A 22,150-nucleotide genomic window follows, 5' to 3' on the forward strand; every position below is an offset into this window, starting at 1 on the left:
GCTCCGGGCGGGGGGGTCTTGGTTAGAACAAAATGCAAACGCACCCGTCAAGCCGGCCGCAAAATCTCCCACAAAATTAACCCGGCTTAAGCAGGCCGCAGGCCATTGATCGTCAAGAGGTTCCTCGGATGGATGGCCGGACAAGGCGATGAATCGAACTCAGCCGCGTGACGGCCTGATCGGCGCGTTCCTGTATTGGCTCGGCGGCTTCGAGATCGAGGACGGTCTGACCGCCGATCTCAGCGAGCGCGAGATCCGCCGCATCCGCGCCAAGCAGATCGACGCGGTGACCCAGCTGATCCCCGTGACGATGGCCGTGACGATGTTGAACGTCGCCATCGTGCTGATCCTGTTCTGGGGCAGGGGCTGGAACGACTTCCTCGCCATCTGGGGCCTGACGCTCGCCGCCACCGCTTCGCTCGCGGTGCGCGCGTGGCACAAGTCGCATCAGAACCCGCCGCAGGAGGCTTCGCCCCGCGCGGCGCGGCAGATGCTGCGGCAGGCGTTTTTTCTCGCCGCGATCTGGGGCGCGCTGCCGCTCGCTCTGTTCAGCCGCATCGAGCCGACCAGTCAATTGCTCCTGGCCTGCCTGATGGTCGGCATGATGTCCGGCGGCGCTTTCACGCTCTCGACCTTCCCGCGCGCGGGCCTCGTCTATCTCGCGACCATGACGATCGCCTGCGCCGGCGCGCTCCTCCTGTGCGGCACCGGCCCATATCTGGTGACCGCCGTGTTCCTGCTGCTGTTCGCATTTTTCATGGCGCGTAACATCGTCTCCCAGGGCAACCTCTTCCTCGGCAATCTCAAGGCCCAGCTCGAGCTCGAGCGCCAGACCGAGATCATCTCGCTGCTGCTGAAGGATTTTCAGGAGAACGCCAGCGACTGGCTCTGGCAGACCGATGCAGAGGGACGTCTCGTCGACGTGCCGCAACGCTTCGCGGACGTCGCGCAGCTGCCGCTTCCGCTGCTGAAAGGCGCGCAGTTCGCCGACGTGCTCGACATGCTCTGCCCCGAGGACAAGTCAGCGGCCTACAACATCGTCGGCCTGATGGAGCAGGCCGAGCCGCTGCACGAGATGAATCTCAAGGTCGTCGCCGGCGGCGAGGCCCGGCTGTGGTCGCTGACGGCGAAGCCGGCCCATGATCGTGACGGTCATTTCCTGGGCTATCGCGGCTTCGGGCGCGACGTCACCGAGCGCTGGCGCGCGGAAAAGGCCGAGGCCGAAAGCCGCGCCAAGTCAGACTTCCTGGCGGTGATGAGCCACGAGATCCGCACGCCCATGAACGGCGTGCTCGGTCTTGCCAGCATGCTCCTCGAAACCAGGCTCGATCCGGAGCAGCGCGAGGCCGTCACCACGATCCGCGAGTCCGGCGACAACCTCCAGCGCATCCTCAACGACATTCTCGATCTCTCCAAGCTGGAAGCAGGCCGCTTCCAGTTCGAGGCGATCGACTTCGCGCCGCAGGCGCTGGTCGAGACGGTTGCGACCGTGGTGCGCGCCAGCGCCAAGAGCAAGGGGCTCACGGTCAAGGTCGAGCTCGATCCGAACCTGCCGCCGACGCTCCGCGGCGACGTCGCGCGCATCCGCCAGGTGCTGCTCAATCTCGCCTCCAACGCTGTGAAGTTCACCGACGAAGGCGAGGTGACGATATCGGCGACCTGCCAGGCGCGGCGCGACCTGCTGGCGACCGTCGAATGGACGGTGACCGACAGCGGCATCGGTATCGCGCCCGACAAGCTCGACCTGCTGTTCAGCGACTTCGCCCAGGCTGATGCCTCGATCAGCCGCCGCTTCGGCGGCACTGGCCTCGGCCTTGCCATCAGCAGGCGGATCATCGAGCAGATGGGCGGCACGATCGGCGTCATCTCGACGCCGGGAGAGGGCTCGACCTTCCGCTTCACGCTGGTCCTGCCCTGGAGCCAGGCGCAGGCGTCCGATCAGGCTGGCGGCCGCGACGAAGCCGACGAGCTCCAGGCCCGGATCTCCGGTCTCGACCGGCCGCTGAAGGTGCTGGTCGCGGAGGACGATGCGGTCAACCGCATGGTCGTGAGCAAGATGCTGGGGGCATTCGACATCGAGCTGCGTGTCGTCACCGACGGGACCGAAGCCGTCGCGGCAGCCTCCGAAGGCAATTACGACGTCGTGCTGATGGACGTGCGCATGCCCGACATGGACGGGCTCGCCGCCACCCGCGCGATCCGCGCGCAAGGCGAGCGCTTCGAAGCCATGCCGATCATCGCGCTGACCGCCAATGCCTTCCCCGAGGACATCAAGATCTGCCGCGAAGCCGGCATGTCGGACTTCCTGGCCAAGCCGCTGCGCAAGCCGGCACTGGTCGGAGCGCTCCTGCGGGCGCTGGACGGTCACGTCATGTCGGAGGACGCACCGCTCCAGCCGACGTTGATGCCGGTCGAGGTGGCCTGGACGGACGAGGAAAGGGAGATAACGGGCGCGTAGGCGCGCTAGACCGAGAAGCTCGTCCCGCAGCCGCAGGACGCGGTGGCGTTGGGATTGTTGACGCGGAACGAGGCGCCGATCAGGTCGTCGACGAAATCGACCTGCGACCCCGCCAGGAACGGCTGGGAGGCGGAATCGACCAGCACCACCGCATTGTCCTGCTCGATCACGAGATCGTCGTCGGTGCGGGCGCGGTCGATGTCGAACTTGTACTGGAAGCCGGAGCAGCCGCCGCCCTCGACCGAAATGCGCAGCATCGCGCCCGAGCCTTCGCCCTTGAGGATCTCCCCAATCCGGCGTGCGGCCCGGTCGCTGATGGTCACGGCAGTCGTCATTGTTGGTCTCCGATAGTCCCGGCGTCATACCCAATTCATTTGGTATCCCGCGCCCGACATAGTTAAGTGCCACCATACGCAGAATCAAATGGATAGGGACTAAATTCGCCGTGTCCGTCGGAATGGCAGCCCCCCGCGCGCCCTATGCCTGCGACCCCGATCGCAGCCGCGGCCGGCTGGTCGCCGAGCCTCCGAGCCGGACCCGCAGCCCGTTCCGGCGCGATTGCGATCGGGTGATCCATTCCACCGCGTTCCGCCGCCTCAAGTACAAGACCCAGGTGTTCGTGTTCCACGAGGGCGACCACTACCGCACCCGGCTGACCCATTCGCTGGAGGTGGCCCAGATCGCCCGCGCGCTGGCCCGCCAGCTCGGGCTCGACGAGGACCTCACCGAAACTCTGGCGCTCGCGCACGATCTCGGTCATCCGCCGTTCGGGCATGCCGGCGAGCGGGCCCTGGACGCCTGTCTGAAGGCGTTCGGGGGCTTCGACCACAATGCCCAGACGCTGCGCGTCGTGGCTTCGCTCGAGCACCGCTATCCCGAGTTCGACGGGCTCAACCTGACTTGGGAATCGCTGGAAGGCATCGTCAAGCATAACGGTCCGCTGACCGACCGCAGCGGCGCCCCGGTCGGGGGCTACCGCGAGCATGGCGTTCCCGTCGGGATCGCCGACTACGTCAAGACCTACGATCTCGAATTGTGGAGCTTCGCCTCGCTGGAGGCGCAGGTCGCCGCGATCGCCGACGACATCGCCTATGATGCCCACGACATCGATGACGGTCTGCGCGCCGGCCTGTTCCAGCTCGACGATCTCAAGGTGATGCCGCTGACGGCGGAGATCATCGCCGAGACTGCGGCGCATTATCCCGATCTTGAAGACGTCCGGCGCGGTGCTGAGCTGGTGCGCGAGCTGATCTCGCACCTGATCGGAGCGGTGTTTGCGGAGACAGGGAAGAACCTCGCGGCCGTGAAGCCGCAATCGGCCCAGGATGTCCGCCGGCAGAGCCGGGCGCTGGTCGCATTCCCCGCCGAAGTGGCCGAGGAAGAGGCCGCCATCAAACGCTTCCTGTACCAGCACATGTACCGCCACGCGCGGGTGATGCGGGTGATGAGCGAGGCCGAGCAGATCCTGTTCGATCTGTTCGCAAAATACCTGAAATCCCCCAGCGAGCTGCCGCCGGAATGGCTGCTGGGGGCTGAGGCCGACGACGAGGGCGACCGGGCCCGCCGGATCGGCAATTTCATTGCCGGAATGACCGACCGCTTCGCCCTGACCGAGCACCAGCGGCTCTTTGACTCGACCCCGGATTTGCGTTAGGCGGCGGCCATGCCCCAGACATCCTCATCGCTGCATCTGTTCGCCGACGTGCTCGCACGCGTGCACGGCGCCTGCCGCGCGCTTGCGGCGGATTCCAGCTGGCCCGAGGGCATCGATTTCTCCCGCGTCGTCGTCGAGCCGCCGCGCGATGCCTCCCATGGCGACATGGCGACCAACGCCGCCATGGTGCTTGCGAAAGAGGCAAAGGCAAAGCCGCGCGATCTCGCCGAGCAGATCGCCGAACGGCTGCGCACGGATGCGCTGATCGCCAAAGTCGATGTCGCCGGTCCCGGCTTCATCAATCTGACGCTGAAGCCGGCTGCCTGGGCCGAGGCGCTGCGCACCGTGCTGCGCGAGGGTGCCGAATACGGCCGCATCCGGGGCGGCTCCAAGGTCAATGTCGAATACGTCTCCGCCAATCCGACCGGGCCGATGCATGTCGGCCATTGCCGCGGCGCCGTGTTCGGCGACGCGCTGGCGAGCCTGCTCCAGTTCGCCGGCCACGATGTCACGCGCGAATATTACATCAATGACGCCGGCGCCCAGGTCGACGTGCTCGCGCGCTCAGCCTTCCTGAGGTATCGCGAAGCGCTCGGCGAGGACATTGGCGCGATCCCGGAAGGGCTCTATCCCGGCGACTACCTCAAGCCGGTCGGGCAGGCGCTGGCGACGGAGCATGGCGACAAGCTGCTCGCGATGAGCGAGGCCCAGTGGCTGCCGACCGTGCGCGCCAAGGCCATCGCGATGATGATGGACGAGATCAAGGACGATCTCGCCGCCCTCAACATCCGCCACGACGTGTTCTTCTCCGAGCGCTCCCTGATCGAGACCGGCAACAACAAGGTCGCCGAGACCATCGATTTCCTGAAGGCCAAGGGCGACATCTACGAGGGCCGCCTGCCGCCGCCGAAGGGCGCGCCGGTCGAGGATTGGGAAGACCGCGAGCAGCTGCTGTTCAGGGCGACCGCCTACGGCGACGACGTCGATCGTCCGCTGATCAAGTCGGACAATTCCTACACCTACTTCGCCTCCGACATCGCCTATCACAAGGACAAGTTCGACCGCGGCTTTGCCGAGATGATCGACGTCTGGGGCGCCGATCACGGCGGCTACATCAAGCGCATGCAGGCGGCGGTGAAGGCGACGACGTCGGCTAAGGGATCGCTGGACGTCAAGATCGTCCAGCTCGTGAAGCTCCTGCGCAGCGGCGAGCCGGTGAAGATGTCCAAGCGGAGCGGGGACTTCGTCACCTTGCGTGACGTGGTGGATGAAGTCGGCCAGGACGCCGTCCGCTTCATGATGCTGTACCGGAAGAACGACGCGGTGCTCGATTTCGACCTCGCCAAGGTCATGGAACAGTCGCGGGACAACCCGGTGTTCTACGTCCAGTACGGCCATGCCCGCGGTCACTCGATCTTCCGCAATGCCCGCGCCGAGGTGTTCCCGGAACTCCCAGAGGATGCCGGCGCGCGGATCGCATGGCTCGCTGAGTCGGCGGTGGAACGGTTGTCGGACCCCGTAGAGCTCGATCTTCTTAAGCGCCTCGCAATTTATCCGCGCATGCTGGAAGCTGCCGCCGCGGCCCATGAGCCGCACCGAATTGCCTTTTATCTCTATGATTTAGCCAGCGAATTTCATGCACTTTGGTCGAAAGGGCGCGATTTGCCCTATTTACGCTTCATTATCAATAATGATGCAGATCTTACAAAGGCGCGATTGGCAATGGTCCAGGGCGTCGTCTCGGTCCTGGCATCGGGCCTCGCCATCCTCGGCGTCCATGCCCCGGACGAGATGCGGTAGTTTGGGGCGAACTACTTAAGGGGAATTCGGGGGTAACCGGCAGAAGCCGGATCGCTTAGACTTGGTTGAAAGCCTTGTGGGTCGAAAGCCGTGCCTTGGTCGAGGGGCGCGCGGCTTTCCCGAAGGGACGCATCATCACGATGGCCGAACGATATCAGGACAGACCGTTTCCTTCCGATGACTATGGTCGCGGCGGCGACCAGCATGGGAAGGCGGATAGCGATCCCTTGGCCGAGCTCGCCCGTCTGATCGGGCAGACCGATCCGTTTGCAGCGCAGTCGCGTCCGCCGGCGGCGCCCGCCCAGAGCTATCAGGACCACGATTACCGCCAGCTCGATGATCAGCAGGACTACGCGGAGCAGGCACCGTCGCCGCCCTCATGGATGCGGCGTGCCAACGTGCAACCGCAGCCGACACCCGCGCCGGAGCCTGATTATCCGGTCACCGTAAGCCCGGTCCACCCGCTGCATCGCTACGCGGCCAAGCCTGCCGCGCCCGAGCCTGTCGTTCATCAGCCCCAGGCCTATCAGGACACCTATCAAGATCAAGCTCATCAGGAGCAGGCCTATCAGCAGCATGGTCAGGCCTACCAGGAGCAGTCCTATCAGGAGCCGTATGCGCAGCCCGATCCGTCGCGCTACGACGATGCGCTCTATGGTCGGCTGGAGACAGGCGAGCAGGACTATCAGCGCGAGCCGGCCTATCCCGACGACCCTTACGCCGACCAGAGCGACTATCCGGAGGACGAGGTCGAGGAGCCGAAGAAGCAGCGCGGCGGCATGATGACGGTCGCGGCGATCCTGGCGCTTGCCGTGCTCGGCACCGGTGCTGCATTCGCCTACAAGACCTATATCGGCTCGCCTCGTAGCGGCGAGCCGCCGATCATCAAGGCCGACAACACCCCGACCAAGATCGTGCCGGCGCCGACGGACTCCGCGGTCAAGGTACCGGACCGCATGGTCAGCGGTGACGGCACCGAAAAGATCGTGCCGCGCGAGGAGGCGCCCGTCGACGTCAACGCCAAGGCGGGCGGGCCGCGCGTGGTGTTCCCGCCGCTGAACCAGAATGCGAACCCGCCCTCGGTGGCGAGCGTGTCACCATCCACCGTGCCGCCGCCGAGCGCGGGTCCGAGCCCGAGCAACGGCACGCTGCCGAACAATTCGCCGCGCGCGATCAGGACCGTTGCGGTGAAGGGCGATCAGACCGATAGCGCCGTGCCGCAATCGGCCGCCGCCAAGCCGGCGCCCGCGGCGCCGAAGCCCGTTGCCGCGCCGGTTGCGCCCGCCGCGCCGCGCAATCCGCCGACCTCGGCCAATGCCAGCGCCAACCAGCCGATGTCGCTGGCGCCGCAATCGTCCCCGGCGGCCGAGCCGCCGCAGCGGATGGCTGCGACCAACCCGACGCAGATCGCGCCCACAAACAGCGGTGGCGGCTACATCGTGCAAGTCTCCTCGCAGCAGAGCGAGGATAGCGCCGCCGCATCCTACCGGGTGCTCCAGGGCAAGTACGGCAGCGTGCTCGGTTCCCGTTCGCCCGTCATCAAGCGTGTCGACCTCACCGACAAGGGCAAGGGAGTCGTCTACCGCGCCTTCGCCGGCCCCTATGGCTCGGCCGAGGAAGCGACGCAAGCCTGCAACAATCTGAAGTCCGCAGGCCTGTCTGCCTGCTTCGTCCAGAGGAATTAACGGTCGTTTCCTTGACCCCCTTGCGGGGCAGAGTTAATCGGCCGTTATGAGCACGCGGGCCTTCATTACCGGCGTATCCGGAACGGAACTGACCGCCGCCGAGCGGGAGTTTATCCGTGCCGAACGCCCATGGGGCTTCATCCTGTTCAAGCGTAATGTCGCAACACCAGCACGAGTTGCTGCGTTGGTTGCAGAATTGCGTTCGGTCGCGAAGGCCCCCGACGCGCCGGTCCTGATCGACCAGGAGGGGGGACGGGTGCAGCGGCTGGGGCCGCCACACTGGCCGGTCTATCCGCCGGGGGCCGTATTCGCGAATTTGTACGACACTGATTCGGCCCTCGGGCTCACCGCGGCGCGCCTCAGTGCCCGCCTGATCGCAGCCGATCTCGCCGATCTCGGCGTTACCGTGGATTGCCTGCCCTTGGCGGATGTGCCGGTGCCGGGCGCCGATGCGGTCATCGGCAACCGGGCCTACGGCACCGAGCCCGGCAAGGTCGCGGCGATTGCCCGCGCCGTCACCGAGGGCCTGGAGCAGGGCGGCGTGCTGCCGGTGCTCAAGCATATTCCCGGGCATGGCCGCGCCACCGCCGACACCCATTTCAAGCTGCCGACCGTCGACACGCCCCGGGACGAGCTGGAGCGGACCGATTTCGCCGCATTCAAACCGCTGGCTGATCTGCCGATGGCGATGACTGCACATGTTGTGTTTAGCGCCTTCGACCCCGCCCATCCGGCGACGACATCTGCGACAATGATTGCTGACGTGATTCGCGGCGCAATCGGGTTCCAGGGTTTGTTAATGAGTGATGACGTGTCGATGAACGCGCTGTCGGGAAATATCGCCGAGCGGACTCGCGCGATCTTCGCGGCCGGCTGCGACGTGGCCCTGCATTGCAACGGCAACATCGAGGAGATGCGCGACGTCGCCGGCGAGACACCTGAACTGGCCGGTGGGGCGCTGGAGCGGGCGAACGCCGCGCTCGCCGCACGCAAGCCGCCGCAGCCGTTCGACCGCGTGGCCGCACGCGCCGAACTGGATGCATTGATCGCACGGGCAAACACGGCATCGGCATGACTGCAGAAATCCTATCGTTCGAAACCGGGCGGCCCGCAGAGCTCGCCGAGGGTGAGCCGGCGTTGGTGGTGGACGTCGAGGGCTATGAGGGCCCGCTCGATTTGTTGCTTGCGCTGGCGCGGCAGCAGAAGGTCGATCTCGCCAAGATTTCGATTCTCGCGCTCGCCGACCAGTACCTCCATTTCATCGAAGCCGCGCGAAAGATCCGGCTGGAGCTCGCCGCGGACTATCTGGTGATGGCCGCATGGCTTGCCTTCCTGAAGTCGCGCCTGCTGCTGCCGGAGCCGCCGAGCGCGGAAGGCCCGAGCGCCGAGCAGATGGCGACGGCGCTCGCCAACCGGCTGCGCCGCCTGGAAGCCATTCGCGAAGCCGCCAACCGGCTGATGAACAGGCCGCAATTGCAGCGCGACATCTTCGCGCGTGGCGAGCCCGAGCACATCGCCGAGATCAAGCACCCGAAATACACGGCCACGCTCTATGATTTGCTCACCGCCTATGCCGCGCAACGCCAGTCGCGCGTGCTGGCGAGCGTGCATCTGGCCAAGCGCACGGTGTGGTCGCTCGCCGAAGCGCGCGCCACGCTGGAGCGGCTGGTCGGCAGCATCACCGAGCAGGACGATTGGGGTGTTCTCGACGACTTCCTGATCCGGCATGTCGCCGACCCGACGCAGCGCGCGACGGTGTTCGCCTCGAGCTTTGCCGCCGCGCTCGAACTGGTGCGCGAAGGTCAGCTCGAGCTGAATCAGAAGGAAGCGTTTGCGCCGATCTATTTCCGGAAGGGGCGCCCAAAACCGGTCCCGGACGCAGCTCCTGCGCCTGATGCGCCGGTCGCTTAAGTGCAAGAAGGAGAATCTGCCATGGCAAGCCTGGCTGAAGTGCGGGTAGAAGAGGCCGAGCCGATGGAGAACGAATCCCAGGCGCGTCCCGAGGAGTTGCGGCTGCTGGAGGCGCTGCTGTTCGCCTCGAATGAACCGCTGGACACCGCGACGCTGGCCAAGCGCATGCCCGAGGGCGTCGACGTCAAGGCTGCGCTCGAGCAGTTGCAGGCCGATTATGCCTCGCGCGGCGTCAATCTCGTTCGCGTCGCCAACAAATGGACGTTCCGCACCGCGGGCGATCTGGCCTGGCTGATGACGCGGGAGAGCACCGAGACCCGCCGCCTGTCGCGGGCCGCAATCGAGGTGCTCGCGATCATCGCCTATCACCAGCCGGTGACGCGGGCCGAGATCGAGGAGATCCGCGGCGTCGTCACGTCGAAGGGCACGCTCGACGTGCTGCTGGAGACCGGCTGGATCAAGCCGCGCGGCCGGCGCAAGACGCCGGGCCGGCCCTTGACCTTCGGAACGACCGAGGAGTTCCTGTCGCAGTTCACCCTGGAACAGCTCGGCGACCTGCCGGGCCTGGAAGAGCTGAAGGGGACGGGACTGTTGGATTCGCGTCTGCCCACCGGGTTCAGCGTGCCGACGCCGTCGGATGATCCGGCCCTGCGGGAGGACGAGGATCCGCTGGAACCGGGCGATGACCTCGATCTCGCCCTTGCGCCTGCGGTCGAGCCTGAGAGCCCGCCAGAAGGCGGCAATGAGGGTGGCAGCGAAGGCGGCGCCGAGGACTGACGTACCGGCGAAATACGGGCCCCTGCGACCAGTTAACACTAGCAGGATTGCGTAGCGCCGACAGCGAATTGGCGCTGCCTTGGTCCTTGTTTTTGAGGTCTGCCAAGCCTAGGTTTCGGTGAGATCGGCCGGGTCCCCGGCCATGCGCGTTTGGAGGGTTGCAGGATGGGTTCACTCAGCATTTGGCACTGGATCTTGGTGATCGCAGTGGTCCTGCTGCTGTTCGGCCGCGGCAAGATTTCGGATCTGATGGGCGACGTGGCTCAGGGCATCAAGGCGTTCAAGAAGGGCATGCAGGACGACGACAAGGCTGCCGAGAAGCCCGAGCCGGCGAAGTCGATCGAGCACAATGCTGCGCCGACCGCGACACGGTCCGACGTCGGCAGCAAGGCCGTCTGAGCCGGAAGAAGCACGCGAGACGCGGGTAGCGGCCCGATCCTGCGCGCAAGGGATTGGGCCGGCTCCGGCTTCGCGTGAACGGAAGACCTCATGTTCGACATCGGGTGGAGTGAACTGGTCCTCATCGGGGTCGTGGCCCTGATCGCCATCGGCCCGAAAGAGCTGCCGGGCGTGCTGCGCATGGTCGGGCAGTGGATGGGCAAGGCGCGCAAGATGGCGGCCGAATTCCAGGGCCAGTTCCAGGAGGCGATGCGTGAGGCCGAGATGGCCGACCTCAAGAAAAGCTTCGACGAGGTCAAGGAAGCCGCCACGGGTTTCAATCCGATGAGCTCGCTCCAGAAGGACGTGAGCGACGCGCTTCGCATCGATGCGCTGGACAAGCCGGCCGAGACGCCGGCCGCTACTGCCGTCGATCCGCCCGTCACGCCCACGACACCGGAGACCCCGACGCCGTCGACCTTCATGGAAGCCGAAGCGCATGCGGCCGCGAACGAGCCGCTCGCGATTACCCGTGAGGTCGAACAGGCAAAGGTTGCGCAGGACACCGCGCCATCCGAAGCGATCAAGGACGCCAAAGCGTCATGACCGACGCCGATATCGAGGCCAGCAAAGCCCCGCTGATGGACCATTTGATCGAGCTGCGCTCGCGGCTGATCAAGGCGCTGCTCGGCTTTGGCCTGGCCTTCATCTTCTGCTTCTTCTTCGCCAAGCAGATCTACAACGTGCTTGTCTGGCCGTTCGTGTGGATTGCGGGGCCGGAGAACTCGAAATTCATCTACACGGCGCTGCTCGAATATTTCATCACCCAGCTCAAGCTCGCGCTGTTCGGCGCCGGCTTCATCTCGTTCCCGATCGTGGCGACGCAGATCTACAAGTTCGTCGCGCCCGGGCTCTACAAGCACGAGAAGCAGGCGTTCCTGCCGTATCTGGTCGCGACGCCGTTCTTCTTCGTCCTGGGCGCGGCGCTGGTCTATTTCGTCGTGCTGCCGATGCTGGTGCGCTTCTCGCTCGGCATGCAGCAGACCGGCGGCGACGAGACCGCGCAGATCCAGCTGCTGCCCAAGGTCGGCGAATATCTGTCGCTGATGATGTCGCTGATCTTCGCCTTCGGCATCGCCTTCCAGCTGCCGGTGATCCTGACGCTGCTCGGGCGGATCGGCATCGTCAGCTCGACGATGTTGCGCGAGAAGCGCCGCTACTTCATCGTCATGGCCTTCGTGATCGCAGCCGTGCTGACGCCGCCCGACGTGCTCAGCCAGTGCTCCCTCGCGTTTCCGCTGATGGCGCTCTACGAGGGCTCGATCCTCGCGGTGGCGATGGTGGAGAGGAAAGCGGCCGCCGCACAGGCTGCCACCGGCACTGACGTGTCGACGCCGGCCAATCCGGCGGAGTAGGGCGACCAAGCCCACCGGTGTCATTCCCCGCCTTGTGCGCAATTGCGCACTGGAGCGGGGAATCCAGTACGCCGCGGCCCCTCGGGGAAACACTGACGTCTCTGGAATACTGGATCGCCCGCTTTCACGGGCGATGACAGAATGCTAGGGGAAAGCGCGCCAATGTAAGTTGTCGGCATAAACGTTGACTATTTACGCGCTGATCCAGGACCACAGCCATGCACGACATCAAAGCGATCCGCGACAATCCGCAAGCCTTCGACGCCGGCCTCGCACGGCGCGGTTTGAAGCCGATGTCGGTCTCGCTGCTCGCGATCGACGAGAAGCGGCGTGCGGCGATCCTCGCCTCCGAGCAGGCGCAGGCGCGGCGCAATGCAGCTTCGAAGGAAATCGGCGATGCCAAGAAGGCCAAGGACGAGCCGCGTGCGTCGAAGCTGATGGCCGAGGTCGCCGAGCTCAAGACCACGATGCCCGAACTCGAAGCGGCGGCAAAAGCCGCTGACGATGAGCTGACCAAAGAGCTGGCCGCGATCCCGAACATTCCGTTCGAGGACGTGCCCGACGGTCTCGACGAGCACGGCAACGTGCAGCATCACGTGTTCGGCAACAAGCGCAACTATGGCTTTGCGCCGAAGCTGCATGACGATCTCGGCACCGCGCTCGGCTACATGGATTTCGAAGCGGCGGCAAAACTCTCCGGCGCGCGTTTCGTCGTGCTGAAGAAGGGGCTGGCGCGGCTCGAGCGTGCCATCGGCCAGTTCATGCTCGATCTGCACACCACCGAGCACGGCTACACCGAGATCAATCCGCCGCTCCTGGTGCGCAACGAGGTGATGTTCGGCACCGGGCAATTGCCGAAATTCGAGGACGATCAGTTCTGGGCGATCAAGGGCGAGCTGCTCGCCTCGCCGGACCATGAGCGGCTGAAGACCGAGCGCCTCGGTCTGATCCCCACCGCCGAAGTGTCGCTCACCAATCTCGCCCGCGAATCCATCCTCGATGAGAAGCAATTGCCGATGCGGCTGACCGCGCTGACGCCATGCTTCCGCGCCGAGGCGGGTGCGGCGGGGCGCGACACTCGCGGCATGATCCGCCAGCACCAGTTCACCAAGGTCGAACTGGTCTCGATCACGACGCCGGAAGTGAGCAAGGACGAGCTGGAGCGGATGCTGTCCTGCGCCGAGCAGGTGCTGCAGAAGCTCGACCTGCATTACCGTGTGATGACGCTCTGCGCAGGAGATATGGGCTTCTCGGCGCAAAAAACCTATGACATCGAGGTCTGGATGCCCGGGCAGGGCGAGGGCGGGGCGTTCCGCGAGATCTCGAGCTGCTCGGTCTGCGGCGACTTCCAGGCACGGCGCATGGATGCGCGCTCGCGCGGGCCCGACGGCAAGCCGCGCTTCGTGCACACGCTGAACGGCTCCGGCACCGCAGTCGGCCGCGCGCTGATCGCCGTGATGGAAACCTATCAGCAGGAGGACGGCTCGATCGCGGTCCCGGACGTGCTCCAGCCCTATATGGGCGGGCTGAAGGTGATCGCGCGCGACTAAAGGGTTTTCCCGCGAAGTGGGCAGCGGTTCGCGTCCGAAAACGCGGCATGACGAGAATCGCGTTGCGAAGATCGGGCGGCCGGCTATCCTGCCGGCCCGTCCACGCGAACCCTCCGTTCATGGCCTTGCACCGCGACATCTTCTGGGTCGGAAGACAATGGGCGGTGACGGGGGCCGGGATCCAGGCCATCGACCAGCGCCTCCGAGGCGTTCTCGACATCGGGATCGCGCGGCTCTGGGACGATGATCTCGTGCAGAGCCGGCGGGCCAAGCCCGGGGTCAATGCTGCGGATTTCGACAAGGCGCTGAGCGTGGCACGCGAACGCTTTCCGCAGGAGCCGACGTCCGATCCGTTCGTCGCGCAGCTGAAGGCGCTCGGCGTCATCGAGGCTTCCGTCGTGAACCCGGTCGTGCCGGCGATGCAACTGCGTGCAGAAGGCCGGCTTGCGCGCTTCCTGCCGCAATGGCGCGTTCGCCGCTAGCGGGACCAGCCAGGGAACCAGCCGCCGGACCGCAATCGTCCGGTTTGCCTGATCGGCGCTGGCCGGATAAGACGGCTCAGACCCGCTTTCAGGAATCGAACCTTCCGCATGCGCATTCTCTGCACCAATGACGACGGCATCCACGCTCCCGGCCTCAAGGTCGTGGAGGAGATTGCGCGCGCTTTGACCGATGATGTCTGGGTGGTGGCGCCCGAGCTCGACCAGTCCGGCGTGTCGCACTCGCTGTCGCTGAACGATCCCTTGCGTCTGCGCGAGGTCGGCCCACGGCACTTCGCCGTGCGCGGCACGCCGACCGACTGCGTCATCATGGGAGCGCGCCATATCCTGGGAGCCAAGCTGCCCGATCTCGTGCTGTCCGGCGTCAATAAGGGCCGCAACGTCGCCGAGGACGTGGTCTATTCCGGCACCATTGCCGGCGCATTGGAAGGCACCATCCTGGGGTTGCCGTCATTCGCATTGTCGCAGGAGTTCAGCGTCGAGACCCGCGAACGGCCGCCGTGGGACACGGCCCGCAAATTCGGGCCCGATATCCTGCGCAAGGTGATCGCCGCCGGCGTTCCGAAGGACACCGTCATCAACATCAACTTCCCATCCTGCGCGCCGGAGGATGTGCTTGGCATCCGCGTCACGCGGCAAGGCAAGCGCAATCTCGGCTTCCTCAGGATCGACGAGCGCCGGGACGGCCGCGGTAATCCTTATTTCTGGATCGGCTTCGAGCGGACCGCGATGCTCGACACGCCCGCCGACGGCACCGATCTCGCGGCGCTGCGCGAGCGCTACGTCTCGGTCACCCCGCTCAGGCTCGACCGCACCGACGAGGCGTTTTCGGAGCAGCTTGGCCTCACCCTGAAATAAAGGTTAGCCGCCGCGAAGCGCAGCCTCAATGGTCTTGCCGAGCGCGTCGAGCTGAAACGGCTTCTGGAGCGCCGGCCGGTCGCGATATTGCTCGGGCAGGCCGGAGGAGCCGTAGCCGGTGGCGAAGATGAACGGGCAGCCCTTGGCCATGATGACATCGGCGACCGGCGAGATGACCTTGCCGTTGACGTTGACGTCGAGAATGGCGAGATCGAACTCGGTGGATTGCGCAAGCCGCATGGCCTCATTGATGTCGCCCGCTTCGGCGGCAACCTTGTAGCCAAGCTCCTCCAGCATGTCTGCGACCATCATTCTGATCATGACCTCGTCCTCGACGAGGAAAACAGAGCGGCCCGAAAGCCCTGTCGCAGTCATGGTTGAGTCCTTGCCCATTCTCGTAAACGTTCGCAGATAACGATAGGCGACGCAATGCGCGTTTCGGCGAACGCAAACCTCGCAAATGGCTTAGCGCTTTGAAGGCCTTGTTGTGGTCAAATGCTGTGCCGAAAGGATATCATGAGTTCCTGAGCCGGAACAAGATTCTCGTCTCGGGTTCTTGCGGTGCAGTACGGCGATCCGTCAGACGAGACGAGCGATAGCAGCAATGACGTCCCACCAGCACCCGCCGGAAAAGATGATGTTTCAGCTCACGCTGAGGCGTCGGGGCATCAGCGATCAGGCCGTGCTGCGGACCATGGAAGAGGTGCCGCGCGAGCTTTTCGTCGACGAGGCCGATCGCGAGGGCGCCTATCGTGACAGCGCGCTGCCGATCGCCTGCGGGCAGACCATCAGCCAGCCCTTCGTCGTCGCCTACATGACCGAGCAGCTCCAGCTCCAGAAGCAGCACCGGGTGCTCGAAATCGGCACCGGCTCCGGCTACCAGGCCGCCGTGCTGTCGCGGCTCGCCGGCCAGGTGCTGACCGTCGAGCGCTACCGCAAGCTCGCCGACACGGCACGCGCCCGGCTTGAGAAGCTCGATTGTCACAATGTCGAGGTGATGCTCGGTGACGGTCTCAATCTGCCTCCCAACATCGGCCCGTTCGATCGCATCATCGTCACCGCGGCGATGGAGCAGATACCGGAGAACCTGGTCGAGCGGCTTGAGGTCGGGGGCATCCTGATTGCCCCGGTCGGCCCGCATCAGGGCGTGCAGACGCTGACCCGGCTGGCCCGCAGCGAAACCGGAATCGAGCGCAAGGAACTCGTCGAGGTCCGCTTCGTGCCGGCACTGCCCGGGGTGGCGCGGGAGCTGTAGAATCCCGGATCGGCAGTGCCGCCAACATCTTATTGTGAGGGTTAAGCCGTTATTTACTCGCCGCGTGTTTACTTAAAACACCAGTTCTGTTGCGTACGAGTGAGTAACCATGTCCGCTGTCGCCGAGTTGCTTTACTCGCGCCGCGTGCCGCAGGTCGCGGTGCTGGCGCTGATCTCCTTCAGCTTTGCAGGGTGCAGCGCCGACATGTCGTCGCGGCTGTCCCAGACCAACTTCTCCAATCCTTTCGCCTCCGAGCAGACCGGTTCGGTGCAGCAGCCGCCGCCGCCGCCGCAGCGTGAGTTGCCGCAATATGCGCGGCCGCAGACGCAGCCCGGTTATTACCAGTCGCAGGCTTTGCCTCCGCCCGCGGTATCTGCCCCGCAGTCCTATCCCGTTGCCTCCGGGGGCGGGGTGTCCGGCGGCGGACGCGGCGTCAGCTCATATGCGCCTCCGGCGCAACCGCATCTGGAGACCACGGCCACTGTCCCGCCGCGGTCGGTCGCGGCCGCCCAGCCGGCCGGCGGAACCAAGATCATCGTCGGGACCAGCGACACGCTCGACGTGCTCGCCAAGCGCTATCGCGTCACGCCGCAGGCGATCCTTGCCGCCAACGGCTACAAGGGTCCGCGGGCGCTCTCGCCCGGCCAGCAGTTGATCATTCCGTCTCCTGCGACCGCAGCTGCACCGGCGCCCGCGATGGCTCCGGTCGCGGCAGCGCCTGCGGCGAAGCCGGTTGCTGCCGTCGCGGCACCGCCGAGCACGCACTTCGTCAACCGTGGCGACACGCTCGCCAGCATCGCGCGCAAGAACCGCATCTCGGCGGCAGAGCTCGCCCGTGCCAACGGCATCGATCCGTCGGCAAAGCTGAAGCTCGGCACCAAGCTGACCGTGCCCGGCGCCAAGACCGCCGCCGTCGCGGCGCCGGTTGCTGCGGCTCCGGTCGCGGCTGCACCGGTGGCCGGAACGCTCCAGCCTGTTGCGGCAGCTCCGGCACCCGCGACCAAGATGGCCACTGCCGCCGCGCCCGTGCAGAGCGCGCGGCTCGCCCAGGCCACGAGCAATGTGGAAGAGAAGGCTGCCGAGACGCCGGCGAAGGCTGCGGAGGCCACCGGCGCGCTGCCGACCTTCCGCTGGCCCGTCCGCGGCAAGGTGGTCACGAGCTACGGTGCCAAGACCAATGGCAAGTCCAATGACGGCATCAATCTGGCGGTGCCCGAGGGGACGCCGGTCAAGGCGGCCGAAGATGGCGTCGTCGCCTATTCCGGCAACGAGCTGAAGGGTTACGGCAATCTGGTTCTGGTTCGGCACTCCAACGGCTACGTCACCGCATATGCCCATGCGAGTGAGCTGTTGGTGAAGCGCGGCGATACCATCAAGCGCGGCCAGGTCATTGCCAAGTCGGGTCAATCCGGGGAAGTGGCGTCGCCGCAGCTCCACTTCGAGATCCGCAAGGGATCGAGCCCGGTTGACCCGCTTCAATTCCTCAACGGCGCGTGAGACTTACGTAGCCTCCGCACGAACGGTGTCGTCGCCCGGCTCGACCGGGTGACCCAGTACGCCGCGGCCTCTCGATTGACAACAACCGTCTCTGGAATACTGCATCGCCCGCTCCAGTGCGCAAGTGCGCACAAGGCGGGCGATGACAGTTGAATTCGGGGTAACAGCTCGCGCTACTACGCCGTCAGCTTCACACCCAGCCGTCCCGCCAGCTCCTGCACGAACTGCCAGGCGACGCGGCCCGAGCGCGAGCCGCGCGTCGTCGACCATTCCAGCGCCTCGCGCTCGAGCGTCTCGTCGTCGACCCTGATCCCGAAATGGCTGCAATAGCCGCGCACCATGGCGAGATATTCGTCCTGGCTGCAGCGGTGGAAGCCGAGCCAGAGGCCGAAGCGATCCGACAGCGAGACCTTCTCCTCCACCGCTTCGCCCGGATTGATCGCGGTCGAGCGCTCGTTCTCGATCATCTCGCGCGCCAGCAGATGGCGCCGGTTGGAGGTGGCGTAGAGGATGACGTTCTCGGGCCGGCCCTCGATGCCGCCTTCGAGGACCGCCTTGAGCGACTTGTAGGAGGCATCATTGCCGTCGAAGGAGAGGTCGTCGCAGAACACGATGAAACGGAAGGAGGAGGCCCGCAGCTGCTCCATCAGGGCCGGCAGGCTCTCGATGTCCTCACGGTGGATCTCGATCAGCTTGAGCTTGTCGGCCGGTTTGCGCTCCGCGTTGATGCTGGCATGCGCCGCCTTCACCAGCGACGACTTGCCCATGCCGCGTGCGCCCCAGAGCAGGGCGTTGTTGGCGGGCAGGCCGTTGGCGAAACGCTCGGTGTTCTCCATCAGGATGTCGCGCATCCGGTCGACGCCCTTGAGCAGGAACAGCTCGACGCGGCTCACGCGCGGCACCGCCGAGAGGCGTCCGTCGGGATGCCAGACATAGGCGTCCGCCCGCTTGAACGACTCGGCCTCGACCGCCGGCTTGCCCTGCGCGGAGAGGTGCGCCGCAATGGTCTCCAGGGCGCGGACGATGCGCTCCTGCGGGAGGTCCGGGCCTGCCTTGGTGACCGCCGCCGTGGGGCGTTTTGCCGCGAGGCGGGTGGGCTTGTTGGCAGGGGTGCGGGGGCCTTTGCCGGCCGGGCTTTTGCTATGGTTTTTGGGCATGTCCGAAGTTCCTGAGAACGCAGCCTTATCGGGCCTGACGGGCCGCCGCAAGGTGGCCCAAAAGGGCAGTCTGGCAGCGTTGCAATTGGGGCAATGGCCGCTATAGTCCGCGCGAATTTGACCGAACCGGTCGCCTTTGAGGGCCTGACCGGCTTTCCCCCGTTCTCGCGAGGATCGTCCGAATGCTGATTACCCCTGCGTATGCCCAGGCCGCGGCCGCTGGCGACACCAACAGCATGTTGATGTCGCTGCTGCCGTTCGCCCTGATCTTCGTGATCATGTACTTCCTGATTCTGCGCCCGCAGCAGAAGAAGGTCCGCGACCACGCCGAGCTCGTGAAGAATATCCGCCGCGGCGACACCATCGTGACCTCGGGAGGTCTCGTCGGCAAGGTCACCAAGGTGGTCGACGACGACCAGATCGAGTTCGAGATTTCCGACGGCGTGCGCGTGCGGCAGATGCGCCAGATGATCTCGGGCGTGCGCGCCAAGGGCGAGCCGGCCAAGGAAAGCGCAAAAGAGAGCGCCAAGGACGACACCGCGGCGAAGTGAGAGCTTCACCGCGAGTCTCAAGTCTCCTGATCTGACAGGTCCAGTCGATGTTGTATTTCACGCGGTGGAAGGCGCTGGGGATTATCCTGACGGCGCTGATCGTGTGCCTCTGCGCGGTCCCCAACTTCTTCCCCGAGGCGCAAGTCAAGAGCTGGCCCGCCTGGGCGCAGCGCCGCATCGTGCTCGGCCTCGACCTCCAGGGCGGCTCCTATCTGCTGCTCGAGGTCGACGCTGCCTATGTGAAGAAGGAGCGGCTCGACCAGGTCCGCGACGACGTTCGCCGGACCCTGCGCGACGCCAAGATCGGATTCACCGGCGGCGTCACCGTGCGCAACGATGCCGTCGAGGTTCGCATCACCAAGGAGACCGATGCGCAGCCGGCGCTTGCCAAGTTGCGCGAGCTGTCCCAGCCGCTGGGCGGCCTGATGGGATCCAGCGGTCAGCGCGACCTCGAGGTGACTGATGCCGGCGGCGGGGTGATCCGCCTGAGCGTCCCGCAGGCTGCGGTGCTCGATCGCCTGCGCAAGACCATCGAGCAGTCGATCCAGATCGTCGAACGCCGCGTCAACGAGCTCGGCACCGTCGAGCCCGTCATCCAGCGCCAGGGCAACGACCGCATCCTGGTGCAGGTCCCCGGTCTTCAGGACCCGACCCGCCTGAAGGAACTGCTGGGCAGGACCGCGAAGATGGAATTCCGCATGGTCGACACCTCCGTGCCGCCGGATCAGGCGCAAGCGGGCAGGGTGCCGCCGGAATCCGAACTGCTGATGAGCGCCTCGCCTCCGCCGACGCCCTATGTGGTCAAGAAGCAGGTGCTGGTCGCCGGCGGCGACCTGACCGATGCGCAGGCGACCTTCGACCAGCGCACGGGCGAGCCGGTCGTCAGCTTCAAGTTCAACACCTCGGGCGCGCGCAAATTCTCGCAGGCCACGCAGGAGAACGTGGGACTGCCGTTCGCGATCGTGCTGGACAACAAGGTGATCTCGGCGCCCGTCATCCGTGAGCCCATCACCGGCGGCCAGGGCCAGATCTCCGGCAATTTCACGGTGCAATCGGCCAACGATCTCGCGATTCTCCTGCGCGCCGGCGCATTGCCGGCACCGCTCACGGTGGTCGAGGAGCGCACCGTGGGTCCAGGACTCGGCCAGGACTCGATCGAGAAGGGCCAGCTCGCGGCCTATGTCGGCTCGATCCTCGTCATCATCTTCATGCTGCTGACCTACCGGCTGTTCGGCGTGTTCGCCAACATCGCGGTGGCCATCAACGTCGCCATGATCTTCGGCTTATTGTCGCTGCTCAACGCCACGCTGACGCTGCCCGGCATCGCCGGCATCGTGCTCACCGTCGGCATCGCGGTCGACTCCAACGTGCTGATCTACGAACGCATCCGCGAGGAATTGCGCGGCGGCCGCAATGCGATCTCGGCGATCGACGCCGGATTCAAGCGGGCGCTCGCCACCATCCTCGATTCCAACATCACCACCTTCATTGCTGCAGCGGTGCTGTTCTACATCGGCACCGGTCCGGTGCGCGGCTTTGCCGTGACGCTCGGCATCGGCATCATCACCACGGTGTTCACCGCCTTCACCCTGACCCGGCTGATCGTCGCCTGGTGGGTGCGGTGGAAGCGGCCGCAGAGCGTGCCGATCTAGGAGCCTGATCGTGACTCACACCGTTCTCATCGGGCTCGGCGTCCTCATTGCCATCCTCACCGTGGTCTCGGCCCTCGGCCTGCTGCCGTCGCTGCGCATCGTCCCCGACGATACGCATTTCGACTTCACGCGCTTCCGTCGCATCAGCTTTCCGATCTCGGCGGCGCTGTCGATCGTCGCGATCGTGCTGTTCTTCACCCATGGCCTGAACCTCGGTATCGACTTCAAGGGCGGCACGCTGCTGGAGGTGAAGGCGAAGTCCGGCACCGCCGACATCGCGGCAATGCGTACCTCGCTCGACGGCCTGGGCCTCGGCGAGGTCCAGCTGCAGCAGTTCGGCGGTCCGGAGAACGTCCTGATCCGCGTTGCGGAGCAGCCGGGTGGCGACGCGGCCCAGCAGGCAGCCCTGCAGAAGCTTCGTGGCGCGCTTGGCGACAGTGTCGACATTCAGCGCACCGAGGTGCTGGGTCCGCGCGTCGCGGGCGAGCTCCTGGCCTACGGCATGCTCGGCCTGATGCTCGCGATCGTTGGGATCCTGATTTATCTCTGGTTCCGGTTCGAATGGCAGTTCGCGCTGGGCGCCATGATCGCCAACGTGCACGACATCGTGCTGACGATCGGCTTCATGTCGATCAGCCAGGTCGATTTCGACCTGACCAGCATCGCGGCGTTGCTGACCATTCTCGGCTATTCGCTCAACGATACCGTCGTCATCTACGACCGCATCCGGGAAATGCTGCGTCGCTACAAGAAGATGCCGATGCCCCAGCTGCTCAATGAATCCATCAACTCGACGCTGTCGCGCTCGATCATCACCCACGTCACGGTGACGCTCGCGCTGCTCGCGCTGCTCTTGTTCGGCGGCCATGCCATCCACAGCTTCACCGCGGTGATGATGTTCGGCGTGGTGCTGGTCGGCACCTACACCTCGATCTTCATTGCAGCACCGATCCTGATCTATCTCGGCGTCGGCGAGCACCGCGAAGACGCGCCCGATACGGCGACGCCGGCGAAGAAAAGCAAGGCATGATCCGAACCTCATGCCCTTGCA

21 protein-coding genes are annotated in these 22,150 nt (G+C 65.5%); 18 read left to right on the forward strand and 3 right to left on the reverse strand.

Annotated features, from left to right (window positions below; translation table 11 throughout):
- Positions 1–148 precede the first annotated feature (148 nt).
- Positions 149–2,458 carry an ATP-binding protein gene (locus tag I6F21_RS28980; protein WP_225139994.1) on the forward strand — a complete coding sequence of 770 codons (2,310 nt, stop codon included), beginning with the start codon at positions 149–151 and terminating at the stop codon, positions 2,456–2,458.
- 5 nt (positions 2,459–2,463) lie between these two features.
- Here I6F21_RS28980 and erpA read toward each other — a convergent pair whose 3' ends face one another.
- Complete coding sequence (gene erpA, locus I6F21_RS28985; RefSeq protein WP_024342679.1) at positions 2,464–2,793, reverse strand: iron-sulfur cluster insertion protein ErpA; 330 nt, start codon at positions 2,791–2,793, stop codon at positions 2,464–2,466.
- A gap of 110 nt (positions 2,794–2,903) precedes the next feature.
- On the opposite strand from erpA, the gene I6F21_RS28990 reads away from it, so the two are divergent.
- The 12 genes from I6F21_RS28990 to surE all read left to right on the forward strand — a co-directional run bounded on the left by I6F21_RS28990 (position 2,904) and on the right by surE (position 14,986).
- Entirely contained in the window at positions 2,904–4,112 is a 1,209-nt protein-coding gene (locus tag I6F21_RS28990) for a deoxyguanosinetriphosphate triphosphohydrolase (RefSeq protein WP_225139993.1), read from the forward strand.
- 9 nt (positions 4,113–4,121) lie between these two features.
- Positions 4,122–5,912, forward strand: a complete 1,791-nt coding sequence (gene argS / locus I6F21_RS28995; protein ID WP_225183865.1) for an arginine--tRNA ligase — start codon at positions 4,122–4,124, stop codon at positions 5,910–5,912.
- A gap of 140 nt (positions 5,913–6,052) precedes the next feature.
- On the forward strand, positions 6,053–7,597 hold the full coding sequence (locus I6F21_RS29000) for an SPOR domain-containing protein (RefSeq protein ID WP_225139991.1): 1,545 nt from the start codon (positions 6,053–6,055) through the stop codon (positions 7,595–7,597).
- A gap of 46 nt (positions 7,598–7,643) precedes the next feature.
- Positions 7,644–8,672, forward strand: coding sequence for a beta-N-acetylhexosaminidase (gene nagZ, locus I6F21_RS29005; protein ID WP_225139990.1), 1,029 nt, complete (start codon positions 7,644–7,646; stop codon positions 8,670–8,672).
- A complete protein-coding gene (locus I6F21_RS29010) occupies positions 8,669–9,508 on the forward strand; it encodes a ScpA family protein (RefSeq protein ID WP_036012765.1) in 840 nt (279 codons plus the stop codon). The genes nagZ and I6F21_RS29010 overlap by 4 nt, the downstream gene beginning before the upstream one ends.
- A 21-nt stretch (positions 9,509–9,529) precedes the next feature.
- Positions 9,530–10,285, forward strand: a complete 756-nt coding sequence (scpB, locus tag I6F21_RS29015) for an SMC-Scp complex subunit ScpB (RefSeq protein WP_036012763.1) — start codon at positions 9,530–9,532, stop codon at positions 10,283–10,285.
- 165 nt (positions 10,286–10,450) lie between these two features.
- Positions 10,451–10,684, forward strand: coding sequence for a twin-arginine translocase TatA/TatE family subunit (locus tag I6F21_RS29020; RefSeq protein WP_036012762.1), 234 nt, complete (start codon positions 10,451–10,453; stop codon positions 10,682–10,684).
- Between the two features lie 90 nt (positions 10,685–10,774).
- Complete coding sequence (gene tatB / locus I6F21_RS29025; RefSeq protein WP_225125278.1) at positions 10,775–11,269, forward strand: Sec-independent protein translocase protein TatB; 495 nt, start codon at positions 10,775–10,777, stop codon at positions 11,267–11,269.
- Positions 11,266–12,078, forward strand: a complete 813-nt coding sequence (tatC, locus tag I6F21_RS29030) for a twin-arginine translocase subunit TatC (protein WP_036012758.1) — start codon at positions 11,266–11,268, stop codon at positions 12,076–12,078. Before tatB ends, tatC begins: the two co-directional genes overlap by 4 nt.
- Before the next feature lie 218 nt (positions 12,079–12,296).
- Positions 12,297–13,628 (forward strand): serine--tRNA ligase, encoded by a 1,332-nt coding sequence (gene serS, locus I6F21_RS29035; RefSeq protein ID WP_036028231.1) that lies wholly within the window; start codon positions 12,297–12,299, stop codon positions 13,626–13,628.
- A gap of 119 nt (positions 13,629–13,747) precedes the next feature.
- Positions 13,748–14,110, forward strand: coding sequence for a hypothetical protein (locus I6F21_RS29040; protein WP_036012756.1), 363 nt, complete (start codon positions 13,748–13,750; stop codon positions 14,108–14,110).
- 108 nt (positions 14,111–14,218) lie between these two features.
- Positions 14,219–14,986: a 5'/3'-nucleotidase SurE gene (surE, locus tag I6F21_RS29045; protein ID WP_036012754.1), complete on the forward strand. Its 768-nt coding sequence runs from the start codon at positions 14,219–14,221 to the stop codon at positions 14,984–14,986.
- Between the two features lie 3 nt (positions 14,987–14,989).
- Here surE and I6F21_RS29050 read toward each other — a convergent pair whose 3' ends face one another.
- Complete coding sequence (locus I6F21_RS29050) at positions 14,990–15,361, reverse strand: response regulator (protein ID WP_036012769.1); 372 nt, start codon at positions 15,359–15,361, stop codon at positions 14,990–14,992.
- A 229-nt stretch (positions 15,362–15,590) separates the two neighbouring features.
- On the opposite strand from I6F21_RS29050, the gene I6F21_RS29055 reads away from it, so the two are divergent.
- Together I6F21_RS29055 and I6F21_RS29060 are read left to right on the forward strand one after the other, a co-directional pair.
- Positions 15,591–16,241, forward strand: coding sequence for a protein-L-isoaspartate(D-aspartate) O-methyltransferase (locus I6F21_RS29055; protein WP_085969151.1), 651 nt, complete (start codon positions 15,591–15,593; stop codon positions 16,239–16,241).
- A 109-nt stretch (positions 16,242–16,350) separates the two neighbouring features.
- On the forward strand, positions 16,351–17,739 hold the full coding sequence (locus I6F21_RS29060) for a LysM peptidoglycan-binding domain-containing M23 family metallopeptidase (protein ID WP_225139989.1): 1,389 nt from the start codon (positions 16,351–16,353) through the stop codon (positions 17,737–17,739).
- Between the two features lie 176 nt (positions 17,740–17,915).
- On the opposite strand, the gene I6F21_RS29065 is transcribed toward I6F21_RS29060, so the two are convergent.
- Positions 17,916–18,896 (reverse strand): ATP-binding protein, encoded by a 981-nt coding sequence (locus tag I6F21_RS29065; protein WP_036028226.1) that lies wholly within the window; start codon positions 18,894–18,896, stop codon positions 17,916–17,918.
- Positions 18,897–19,078: 182 nt separating this feature from the next.
- On the opposite strand from I6F21_RS29065, the gene yajC reads away from it, so the two are divergent.
- The 3 genes from yajC to secF are packed head-to-tail and all read left to right on the forward strand — an operon-like array spanning position 19,079 to position 22,129.
- Positions 19,079–19,447 carry a preprotein translocase subunit YajC gene (gene yajC / locus I6F21_RS29070; RefSeq protein ID WP_036012751.1) on the forward strand — a complete coding sequence of 123 codons (369 nt, stop codon included), beginning with the start codon at positions 19,079–19,081 and terminating at the stop codon, positions 19,445–19,447.
- Positions 19,448–19,494: 47 nt separating this feature from the next.
- Positions 19,495–21,099: a protein translocase subunit SecD gene (secD, locus tag I6F21_RS29075; protein WP_036012748.1), complete on the forward strand. Its 1,605-nt coding sequence runs from the start codon at positions 19,495–19,497 to the stop codon at positions 21,097–21,099.
- Between the two features lie 10 nt (positions 21,100–21,109).
- The gene (gene secF, locus I6F21_RS29080) at positions 21,110–22,129 is read left to right on the forward strand and encodes a protein translocase subunit SecF (protein ID WP_036012746.1); all 1,020 of its coding nucleotides are present in this window, start codon (positions 21,110–21,112) and stop codon (positions 22,127–22,129) included.
- Positions 22,130–22,150 lie beyond the last annotated feature (21 nt).

Origin of the sequence: Bradyrhizobium sp. NBAIM03 (genome assembly GCF_020194055.1) — a bacterium.
GTDB classification, from domain to species: Bacteria; Pseudomonadota; Alphaproteobacteria; order Rhizobiales; family Xanthobacteraceae; genus Bradyrhizobium; species Bradyrhizobium yuanmingense.

Excerpts from the sequence above, each read along its gene's own strand:
- I6F21_RS28980 (WP_225139994.1), top strand. The coding sequence starts at position 149 with ATGAATCGAACTCAGCCGCGTGACGGCCTGATCGGCGCGTTCCTGTAT.
- I6F21_RS29040 (WP_036012756.1), top strand. The coding sequence starts at position 13,748 with ATGGCCTTGCACCGCGACATCTTCTGGGTCGGAAGACAATGGGCGGTG.
- I6F21_RS29020 (WP_036012762.1), top strand. The coding sequence starts at position 10,451 with ATGGGTTCACTCAGCATTTGGCACTGGATCTTGGTGATCGCAGTGGTC.
- I6F21_RS29010 (WP_036012765.1), top strand. The coding sequence starts at position 8,669 with ATGACTGCAGAAATCCTATCGTTCGAAACCGGGCGGCCCGCAGAGCTC.
- scpB (WP_036012763.1), top strand. The coding sequence starts at position 9,530 with ATGGCAAGCCTGGCTGAAGTGCGGGTAGAAGAGGCCGAGCCGATGGAG.
- secD (WP_036012748.1), top strand. The coding sequence starts at position 19,495 with ATGTTGTATTTCACGCGGTGGAAGGCGCTGGGGATTATCCTGACGGCG.
- I6F21_RS29065 (WP_036028226.1), bottom strand. The coding sequence starts at position 18,896 with ATGCCCAAAAACCATAGCAAAAGCCCGGCCGGCAAAGGCCCCCGCACC.
- erpA (WP_024342679.1), bottom strand. The coding sequence starts at position 2,793 with ATGACGACTGCCGTGACCATCAGCGACCGGGCCGCACGCCGGATTGGG.
- I6F21_RS29055 (WP_085969151.1), top strand. The coding sequence starts at position 15,591 with ATGACGTCCCACCAGCACCCGCCGGAAAAGATGATGTTTCAGCTCACG.
- tatC (WP_036012758.1), top strand. The coding sequence starts at position 11,266 with ATGACCGACGCCGATATCGAGGCCAGCAAAGCCCCGCTGATGGACCAT.
- I6F21_RS29050 (WP_036012769.1), bottom strand. The coding sequence starts at position 15,361 with ATGACTGCGACAGGGCTTTCGGGCCGCTCTGTTTTCCTCGTCGAGGAC.
- yajC (WP_036012751.1), top strand. The coding sequence starts at position 19,079 with ATGCTGATTACCCCTGCGTATGCCCAGGCCGCGGCCGCTGGCGACACC.
- argS (WP_225183865.1), top strand. The coding sequence starts at position 4,122 with ATGCCCCAGACATCCTCATCGCTGCATCTGTTCGCCGACGTGCTCGCA.
- nagZ (WP_225139990.1), top strand. The coding sequence starts at position 7,644 with ATGAGCACGCGGGCCTTCATTACCGGCGTATCCGGAACGGAACTGACC.
- surE (WP_036012754.1), top strand. The coding sequence starts at position 14,219 with ATGCGCATTCTCTGCACCAATGACGACGGCATCCACGCTCCCGGCCTC.
- I6F21_RS29060 (WP_225139989.1), top strand. The coding sequence starts at position 16,351 with ATGTCCGCTGTCGCCGAGTTGCTTTACTCGCGCCGCGTGCCGCAGGTC.
- serS (WP_036028231.1), top strand. The coding sequence starts at position 12,297 with ATGCACGACATCAAAGCGATCCGCGACAATCCGCAAGCCTTCGACGCC.
- tatB (WP_225125278.1), top strand. The coding sequence starts at position 10,775 with ATGTTCGACATCGGGTGGAGTGAACTGGTCCTCATCGGGGTCGTGGCC.
- I6F21_RS29000 (WP_225139991.1), top strand. The coding sequence starts at position 6,053 with ATGGCCGAACGATATCAGGACAGACCGTTTCCTTCCGATGACTATGGT.